Annotated in this window: 7 protein-coding genes, 1 rRNA gene and 1 pseudogene; 5 read left to right on the plus strand and 4 right to left on the minus strand. The window is 58.8% G+C overall.

Translation table 11 applies throughout. From position 1 onward, the window contains the following. Nucleotides 1–103 (plus strand): 5S ribosomal RNA (gene rrf / locus ACGSLL_RS28055); the annotation flags it as partial. A gap of 212 nt (nucleotides 104–315) precedes the next feature. Further along, nucleotides 316–2,208: a penicillin-binding protein 2 gene (mrdA, locus tag ACGSLL_RS28060; RefSeq protein ID WP_394508666.1), complete on the plus strand. Its 1,893-nt coding sequence runs from the start codon at nucleotides 316–318 to the stop codon at nucleotides 2,206–2,208. Between the two features lie 92 nt (nucleotides 2,209–2,300). Here mrdA and ACGSLL_RS28065 read toward each other — a convergent pair whose 3' ends face one another. Together ACGSLL_RS28065 and ACGSLL_RS28070 are read right to left on the minus strand one after the other, a co-directional pair. Then, a complete protein-coding gene (locus tag ACGSLL_RS28065; RefSeq protein ID WP_394508667.1) occupies nucleotides 2,301–2,705 on the minus strand; it encodes a lysozyme inhibitor LprI family protein in 405 nt (134 codons plus the stop codon). 58 nt (nucleotides 2,706–2,763) lie between these two features. Further along, nucleotides 2,764–3,684: an ADP-ribosylglycohydrolase family protein gene (locus ACGSLL_RS28070; RefSeq protein WP_394508668.1), complete on the minus strand. Its 921-nt coding sequence runs from the start codon at nucleotides 3,682–3,684 to the stop codon at nucleotides 2,764–2,766. 192 nt (nucleotides 3,685–3,876) lie between these two features. Between ACGSLL_RS28070 and ACGSLL_RS28075 the strand changes: the two genes are divergently transcribed. Next, on the plus strand, nucleotides 3,877–4,365 hold the full coding sequence (locus ACGSLL_RS28075; RefSeq protein ID WP_394508669.1) for an SRPBCC family protein: 489 nt from the start codon (nucleotides 3,877–3,879) through the stop codon (nucleotides 4,363–4,365). A gap of 289 nt (nucleotides 4,366–4,654) precedes the next feature. Here ACGSLL_RS28075 and acnA read toward each other — a convergent pair whose 3' ends face one another. After that, entirely contained in the window at nucleotides 4,655–7,396 is a 2,742-nt protein-coding gene (gene acnA / locus ACGSLL_RS28080; protein WP_394508670.1) for an aconitate hydratase AcnA, read from the minus strand. Between the two features lie 222 nt (nucleotides 7,397–7,618). On the opposite strand from acnA, the gene rlmM reads away from it, so the two are divergent. Both rlmM and tusA read left to right on the plus strand, forming a co-directional pair. Next, nucleotides 7,619–8,692, plus strand: a complete 1,074-nt coding sequence (rlmM, locus tag ACGSLL_RS28085) for a 23S rRNA (cytidine(2498)-2'-O)-methyltransferase RlmM (RefSeq protein WP_394508671.1) — start codon at nucleotides 7,619–7,621, stop codon at nucleotides 8,690–8,692. A gap of 182 nt (nucleotides 8,693–8,874) precedes the next feature. Beyond that, nucleotides 8,875–9,126 carry a sulfurtransferase TusA gene (tusA, locus tag ACGSLL_RS28090; protein ID WP_394508672.1) on the plus strand — a complete coding sequence of 84 codons (252 nt, stop codon included), beginning with the start codon at nucleotides 8,875–8,877 and terminating at the stop codon, nucleotides 9,124–9,126. Between the two features lie 56 nt (nucleotides 9,127–9,182). Here tusA and ACGSLL_RS28095 read toward each other — a convergent pair. Next, nucleotides 9,183–9,295, minus strand: a pseudogene (locus ACGSLL_RS28095) (IS110 family transposase); the annotation flags it as partial.

The following is a 9,295-nucleotide window of genomic DNA, read 5'->3' on the forward strand; positions in this document are numbered from 1 at the left end:
GAGCGTTGGAACCACCTGATCCCATCCCGAACTCAGCAGTGAAACGATGCATCGCCGATGGTAGTGTGGGGTTTCCCCATGTGAGAGTAGGTCATCGTCAAGATTAAATTCCGAAACCCCAATTGCGTAAGCAGTTGGGGTTTTGTTTTGCCTGCGAGAAAGTTTCGCCAATGCATTGATCCGCTTCAGCGGTCGTGATTAAAAAAACGTCCTGAAGTGATAGGGCAGTTTTTGGTATGGTGCAGCTCGTTTTTTAACGGACTGATGCCATGCTCAAGGATAGGCGCTCATTCATGTCAAAGAGTTGCTGTAGAAATGCCTGAAGCCATCCCGATCAAGGACCACGAAAAAGAGACGCGTCTGGTCAACAAACGGTTGATTGCCTGCGCTTTGTTCGTCTTCGCCGTTAGCTGCGCCTTGGTCGCGCGCCTGTATATCCTGCAAGTGGTAGAGTTCGACTATCACTCGACCATCTCGGAAAACAACCGCGTCCACGTCTTGCCGATCCCGCCGACTCGCGGCCTGATCTATGACCGCAACGGCGTGCTGCTCGCCGATAACCGTCCCAGCTTCAACCTGACGATAACCCGCGAACGCGCCAGCGACGTCAATCAAGAACTGGACGAGGTCATCAACCTCCTGCATTTGCCCGCAGAGGACCGCGCGGTTTTCGACAAAGCGATGAAGCAGTCCCGTCACCCCTTTACTCCGGTGACGCTGTTCTATGAGCTGACCGAAGAGCAAATCGCCGTATTGGCCGTCAACGAGTTTCGTCTGCCGGGTATCGATGTCGAGCCGCAGTTTGTTCGCGATTATCCGCTCGGCGCGCATTTTGCCCACTCGATCGGCTATGTCGGCCGGATCAACGAAAAAGAATCCAAAACGCTGGATTCGGTCGAGTACCGCGGCACTCAGTCCATCGGGAAAACCGGCATCGAGCGTTTTTACGAAGCGCAGTTGCATGGCCACGTCGGTTACGAGGAAGTCGAAACCAACGCACAGGGCAGGGTGCTTCGGGTGCTTAAACACACCGATCCAGTGCCGGGCAAAAACATCGTGCTCAGCCTCGACGTCAAACTGCAGGAAGCGGCTGAAGCCGCGCTGGGTGATCGTCGTGGCTCAGTGGTAGCGCTTGATCCGTCGACCGGCGAAGTATTGGCCATGGTCAGTAATCCGAGCTTCGACCCGAACCTGTTTGTCACGGGCATCAGCTCCAAAGAATACTCAGCACTGCGCGACTCGATTGACCGGCCGCTGTTCAACCGTGTGCTGCGCGGGCTCTACGCGCCGGGATCGACGATTAAACCGGAGGTGGCCATTGCCGGCCTGGATGCCGGTGTCGTGACCCCGCAGACCCGCGTCTTCGACCCCGGCTACTACCAACTCCCCGATTTCGATCACAAGTACCGCAACTGGAACCACAGCGGCGATGGCTGGGTGGACATGGACGCCGCGATCATGCGCTCCAACGATACTTACTTCTATGATCTGGCCCACAAGCTCGGCATCGATCGTCTGCACGATTACATGGCGATGTTCGGCCTCGGTGAGAAAGTCTCTCTCGACATGTTTGAAGAGTCATCCGGCCTGATGCCATCGCAAGCCTGGAAGCGCGCCACCCGGCGCCAGGCCTGGTTCCCGGGCGAAACGGTGATTCTCGGTATCGGTCAGGGCTATATGCAGGTCACGCCGCTGCAACTGGCTCAGGCCACGGCATTGATCGCCAACAAAGGTGTGTGGAACCGTCCGCATCTGGCCAAGACGGTCGATGGCGTGGCGCCGGTCGATGAGCATCCGATGCCGAATATCCTGCTCAAGGATCCGCGCGATTGGGAACAGGTCAACCATGGCATGCAGATGGTCATGCACGACGCCCGAGGCATCGCTCGCGCGGCCGCGGCCGGTGCGCAATACCGCATCGCCGGCAAGAGCGGTACGGCACAAGTGGTAGCGATCAAGCAGGGGGAGCGCTACAACCGCGAGAAAACCCTCGAACGCCATCGCGACAACGCTTTGTTTGTAGGGTTTGCCCCGGCCGAACATCCGAAGATCGCCATTTCGGTGATGATCGAAAACGGCGAGGCCGGTGGTCGTGTCGCCGGGCCTGTGGTGCGGCAGATCATGGATGCCTGGTTGCTTGATCAGGACGGTCATCTCAAGCCGCAGTACGCAGCGCCGAGCAAGGCACCGGGGGATCCGCACGTTTGACCGTTCAGTGTTTGTTCGGTGTCTGGCTGACAGCCTCGCTCCCACAGTGAAAGCATTTCAACTGGGGAGCGGGTCTGTGGTTTAGCGCTATGTCAGGCGCCCGGCACCGGGCAGCTCATGTCACCTTCTTCGCACTTCAGATACTGCTTCAACGATTCAACCCGGGTTTTCGTCACGCTGGTCATACAGTTGCTGTAAATCAGCGGATAGACGCTCCCTCCTGCTACTCCGGACGCAGAAAACTTGCACTCCGCGTCGCGAAACCCGATCCATGCCCGCTGCGCATTGACCAACAGCTTCTTGCCATCCGGATTGTCCTTCAACCGTGCGGTGATCTGCTGATACACCGTGTTCAGTTCCTTGTCCGCCGCTTTGAAATCCTGGCCTGCACACTGATTCATCGTCGCCTGATCGCTGGCATTCGCGCAGTCAACGGCGGCATGGAGGAACGGGGAGAACAGAAACGGAGACAAAGCCAAAAGCAGGCGTGGGGACATGGTCAGATCTCGCTGTATCGAAGGTCAAGTGCCGAGCAGTGTAGCGTTTGCGCCGCGGTTATTCAGTCGGACGCATTCGGGAAGCTGCGAGCAAACGGTCGGCTATAGCCGTAATTTCTGCACCGTCGTGCAGTCTTGCCAGCCAATACGCAGGAATGCCCTGTGCGCCGTAATAGGCGCCGGCCAACTGACCGGTGATCGCGGCAGTGGTATCGGCGTCATCGCCCAGATTGGCCGCTTGCAATATCGCTGCTGCAAAGCTGTCCGTACGCTGAAAGCACCACAGCGCCGCTTCCAGCGACTGCACGCTGTAGCCGCTGCCTTTGATATCCGCCTCGGACAGACTGAGGTAATTGCCACGGGCAATGGCCGCGACCTTGGGCTGCGAGAAGCTGGCGGATGACAGCCGGCGCAGCTCTGCTTTGCTTGCGCCTGCAAGTGCGTTAGCGATCAGGCAGGCCAACAGTTGGCAGCACTCGACGGCTTCCGGGGCGGCGTGGGTCGTTCGTGAACTGTCAGCAGCAAATGTTTGGATCTGCTGGACATCGGGAAAGTAAAACAGCACCACCGGAGCCAGGCGCATCAGCGAACCATTACCAGCGCTGTAGGGGTCGGTCGAGCCGGCAAAGGGGTCGGCGGTTTGCTGATACTTTGCCAGCGCCAGACTGACGGTCGTGCCGATATCGAAACACTCACCGGTTGAGCTGAGATAACCCCACTGCCACCAATTGAGGTAACGGCCCATCTGATCAACCGCGTCGAATCCATTTTTGATCAGCAGGCTTTCCGCCAGACACAACGCCATCGAGGTGTCATCGGTCCATTGCCCGGGTTCGAGGTGGAAGGGGCCACCACCGACCATGTCGGTCAACGGCTGGAATGATCCCCGTGGCTTGAACTCAACCGTAGTACCTACGGCGTCGCCGCACGCCAGACCGAGCAGGGCACCGCGATAACGATCGGCAAGGGATGGCAGCATGACGCAATCCTTTTCATTCATGTCGCTGGCAAAGGTACCAGCTTCGCTGCGAAAGGGGGGCGGCATCCATCGTGGCACTGGCAAAAAATGGCAGCAGGATGTTTCCTTTCGGAAGTGGCTGCACCGCTTTGATACAACTTCACATTGGACATGTGGTCATACAAGCCTAGTGTTCAGAACAGGAGGTGACGTATGAAGCCAGTACCCAATAGTTTCGAACGCAAGATCACGCTCAAGGCGCCGCGTTCGCATGTCTGGCGTGCCCTGGTCGATGCTGAGGCGTTTGGCCAGTGGTTTGGCGTGGCGCTGGAGGGCCGTCGGTTCATTGCCGGGGAATGGACGCAAGGGCAGGTCACCTATCCGGGTTATGAACACGTCTTGTGGAATGTGCTGATCGAGCGGGTCGAGCCGCAGCAGTTGTTTTCGTTCCGCTGGCATCCGTATGCGGTCAATCCGAAGATTGATTACTCCCAGGAGCCGACCACGCTGGTCAGATTCGAGCTGGAAGACTTCGAGAATGGCACGCTGTTGAAAGTCTCTGAATCCGGATTTGCCCATATCCCCGATATTCGCCAGAAAGAGGCCTATTACATGGACAGTCGTGGCTGGGAGGAACAGTTGAACAGGCTTGAGCAGTTCCTCGCTGAAAGCGCCAGGGCCCGTGAAAGCGGTGGCGCCTGACGCGACTAAGGGTTTTCGGAAGGACGTCTATGGCGAATGTCTTACACGCTTTGGTAGCTTTTACGACTATTGCTGATTGGATCCACTGGGTAATCTACACACATCAACTGAGACACAGGGAGTGTTTCAGGATCAAGGACGATCGACCATTGCAAGGATCGCTGCCGACAGGGAGTCGATAATGGTCTTGGGAAAAACCCGCTTCGGCGGGTTTTTTTTCGCCTGCAGGAAAGTGCAGTGCGCAAATGGAAACACCGCCCGATGGCGGTGTTTCTGCGTCAGACACGCGTTATGAAGCAATCAACTGGCGCAACACGTAATGCAGGATCCCGCCAGCCTTGAAGTACTCCACCTCATTCAACGTATCGATGCGGCACAGCACCTCGATCCTCTCCTCACGCCCGTCCTCACGCGTGATCACCAGCGGCAGATTCATCCGCGGCGTCAGCTCGACACCACTCAGGCCCTGAATTTCAAAGGTTTCCTTTCCGGTCAGGTTGAGGCTCTTGCGATTCTGGTCGAGCTTGAACTGCAATGGCAGTACGCCCATGCCCACCAGATTCGAACGGTGGATCCGTTCGAAGCTTTCGGCAATCACCGCCTTGACGCCGAGCAGGTTGGTGCCTTTGGCCGCCCAGTCGCGACTGGAACCGGTGCCGTACTCCTGCCCGGCAATCACCACCAGCGGCGTTCCCGATGCCTGATATTTCATGGCCGCGTCGTAGATCGCCAGTTTTTCACCGGTCGGAATATAGATCGTGTTACCACCTTCCTCGCCGCCGAGCATTTCGTTGCGGATACGGATATTGGCGAACGTGCCGCGCATCATTACTTCGTGGTTGCCGCGCCGTGAGCCGTAGGAGTTGAAGTCACGCGGCTCGACGCCTTTCTCGCGCAGATAACGCCCGGCAGGGCTGTCAGCCTTGATGTTGCCGGCGGGCGAGATGTGGTCGGTGGTCACCGAATCGCCGAGCAGTGCCAGCACGCGCGCACCTTTGACATCCTCGATTTGCGGCAGCGGCCCGGAGATATCGTCGAAGAACGGCGGATGTTGAATGTAGGTCGAATCGTCCTGCCATACGTACGTCGCTGCTTGTGGCACTTCGATCGCTTGCCACTGCTCGTCGCCGGCGAACACCTCGGCGTATTCCTTGTGAAACATGGCGGTGTTGACCTGATTCACCGCGTCGGCGATTTCCTGGCTGCTCGGCCAGATGTCGCGCAGGTACACCGGATTGCCTTGTTGGTCTTGCCCCAGCGGTTCGCTGCTGATGTCGCTGCGCACGCTGCCGGCCAGTGCATAGGCGACGACCAGCGGCGGCGAGGCCAGCCAGTTGGTTTTCACCAGCGGATGCACGCGGCCTTCGAAGTTGCGGTTGCCGGACAACACCGAGGCCACGGTGAGGTCGGCTTTCTGGATGGCCTTCTCGATCGGCTCAGGCAGCGGCCCGGAGTTGCCGATGCAGGTGGTGCAGCCGTAGCCGACCAGGGAAAACCCGAGTTGATCGAGGTATTGCGTCAAACCGGCAGCCTTGTAGTAGTCAGTAACCACTTTCGAGCCTGGCGCCAGCGAACTCTTCACCCACGGCTTGCGAGTCAGGCCTTTCTCAACGGCTTTTTTCGCCAGCAACCCGGCAGCCATCATCACACTAGGGTTGGAAGTGTTGGTGCATGAGGTGATCGCTGCAATGACCACGGCGCCGTTTTTCAGCCGATAGGTGTGGCCCTCATATTCATAATCCGCTTCACCGACCAGATCGGCATTGCCCACCGCGACGCCGCCACCGCCCTCGCTTTCCAGGCGACCTTCTTCCTTGCTGGTGGGTTTGAACTGCAGATCGAGAAAATCACTGAACGCTTGCGCGACATTCGGTAGCGACACGCGGTCCTGCGGCCGTTTCGGGCCGGCCAGACTGGCTTCGACGCTGCCCATGTCCAGCGCCAGACTGTCAGTGAACAGCGGTTCCTGACCGGGCAGGCGCCACAGGCCCTGCGCCTTGGTGTACGCCTCGACCAGTTTGACTACAGCCGGGGGCCGCCCGGACAGGCGCAGGTAGTCCAGCGTCACCTCGTCGACCGGGAAGAACCCGCACGTCGCGCCATATTCCGGGGCCATGTTGGCAATGGTCGCGCGGTCGGCCAGCGGCAGGTCGGCGAGGCCATCACCGTAAAATTCAACAAATTTGCCCACCACGCCTTTCTTGCGCAGCATTTGCGTGACCGTGAGCACCAGGTCAGTGGCAGTGATGCCTTCCTTGAGCTTGCCGGTGAGTTTGAAACCGATCACTTCCGGAATCAGCATCGACACCGGTTGACCGAGCATCGCCGCTTCCGCTTCGATCCCGCCAACGCCCCAGCCGAGTACGCCGAGGCCGTTGATCATGGTGGTGTGCGAGTCAGTGCCGACCAATGTGTCGGGGAAGGCATAGGTGCGCCCATCCTCGTCCTTGGTCCACACCGTGCGCCCAAGGTATTCGAGGTTGACCTGATGGCAGATCCCGGTGCCCGGCGGCACCACGCTGAAATTGTCGAAGGCGCTCTGACCCCAGCGCAGAAAGGCATAACGCTCGCCGTTACGCTGCATTTCGATGTCGACGTTCTGCTCGAATGCGCTGGCCGAGGCGAATTTGTCGACCATCACCGAGTGGTCGATCACCAGATCCACCGGCGACAACGGATTGATTCGCTGCGGATCGCCGCCGGCCTTGGCCATCGCCGCGCGCATGGCGGCGAGGTCGACCACAGCGGGGACACCGGTGAAATCCTGCATCAGGACGCGCGCCGGGCGATACTGGATTTCGCGGTCGGAGCGGCGCTCCTTGAGCCATGCGGCAATGGCCTTGAGATCGGCGCCGGTGACGGTTTTTTCGTCTTCCCAGCGCAGCAGGTTTTCCAGCAGCACCTTCAGCGACATCGGCAGTTTGTCGAGGTCACCGAGGCTCTTCGCGGCGTCTGGCAGGCTGAAGTAATGGTAGGTCTGGTCGTCGATTTGTAGGGTTTTGAGCGTTTTCAGGCTATCGAGGGACGGCATTACGAGCACTCCTTTGAGTCCGCACGGCTACGGACTGAGGAAACGGACAGAGCATTAAACCTAGCCCTGTTTTGAATAGCTGGCTAATAACTGGACTGCGTGGCGAGAACCAAGGTTCCAACATCGGCTATCATGCGCCGGTTTTCGTGACAGGCTTTGCCGTGACGCAAGGCTTGAGCAGCGCGCAGGGGACCAATCCTCGTCCTTTGCCCAGGAGTAACAATGAACACCCTATTCATGCATTGCCGGCCAGGCTTCGAAGGCGAAGTCTGTTCGGAGATTTCCGACCTCGCCGCCCAGCTGAACGTGGCCGGTTACGCCAAGGCCAAAGCGGCCACGGCATACGCCGAGTTCGTCTGCACCGAAGAAGACGGCGCCGAGCGCCTGATGCGCGGCCAGCGTTTCGCCGAGCTTATTTTTCCACGGCAATGGGCGCGCGGCGTCTTCATCGATTTGCCGGAAACCGACCGCATCAGCGTGATCCTCGCGCACATGGCCGAATTCCCGGTCTGTGGCAGCCTGTGGCTGGAGGTGGTCGACACCAACGATGGCAAGGAACTGTCGAACTTCTGCAAGAAGTTCGAAGGCCCGCTGCGCAAAGCCCTGACCGCTGCCGGCAAACTGGTGGACGACGCCAGCAAGCCGCGCCTGCTGCTGACCTTCAAAAGTGGTCGCGAAGTGTTTCTTGGCATGGCCGATGCCGGTAACTCGGCGATGTGGCCGATGGGCATTCCCCGGCTGAAATTCCCCCGCGAGGCGCCGAGCCGTTCGACGCTGAAGCTGGAAGAAGCGTGGCACCACTTCATTCCGCGTGAGCAATGGGAAGACCGCCTGCACAGCGACATGACCGGTGTCGACCTCGGTGCCGCGCCTGGCGGCTGGACGTGGCAACTGGTCAATCGCGGCATGCTGGTGACCGCCATCGACAATGGCCCGATGGCCGAGAGCCTGATGGACACGGGGCTGGTTCAGCACCTGATGGCTGACGGCTTTACCTTCAAGCCCAAGCAGCCCGTGGACTGGATGGTCTGCGACATCGTCGAGAAACCGGCGCGTAACGCGGCGATGCTCGAAGAGTGGATCGGCGAGGGCCATTGCCGCGAGGCGGTGGTCAATCTGAAGCTGCCGATGAAACAGCGTTATGCCGAAGTGAAGCGTTTGCTCGAACGCATCGCAGATGGCTTCAAGGCACGCGGGATCAAAGTCGATATTGGCTGCAAACAGCTGTATCACGACCGCGAAGAAGTGACCTGCCATTTGCGCCGGCATGACACAAAGAAAGCCAGATCCCGCTGATACAACGCTGAACCCTGTGGGAGCGAGCCTGCTCGCGAAGGCAATCTGTCAGTCAACACATCATTGGCTGACCCAGCGCTTTCGCGAGCAGGCTCGCTCCCACAGGCGTGTGTGGCTTAATACCGCAGGTGACCGAACACCCGGCAATGCGCGACAATGCCGGCCAGTTTCAGGAGTGAACCATGAGTGAAATGATCGATACCCCGGTTGACGGTACCCTCGACGCCACCGGCCTCAATTGCCCTGAGCCGGTGATGATGCTGCACCAGCACATCCGTGACCTGGCGCCTGGCGGCCTGCTCAAGGTCATCGCCACCGATCCGTCGACCCGGCGCGATATCCCCAAATTCTGTGTATTCCTCGACCATGAACTGGTCAGCCAGCACGAAGAAGCGGGTACTTACCTGTACTGGATTCGCAAGAAGCAGGCCTGAGTTCGAGGCCAACGCCAAAACAAGTGTGGGAGATTCTATGGGTTTCACCAAGCTTTTTAGGCCGTTTTGCTGACGTAGTTCGTCTTCGTTTTCATCAAGGCAAACGCAATGCGAGCGAGTTTACGTGACAGAATCACCAACGCTTCAGTGGTGGCCTTGCCCTTGTTTC

The organism is Pseudomonas retamae (genome assembly GCF_043496865.1).
Lineage (GTDB): Bacteria > Pseudomonadota > Gammaproteobacteria > Pseudomonadales > Pseudomonadaceae > Aquipseudomonas > Aquipseudomonas retamae.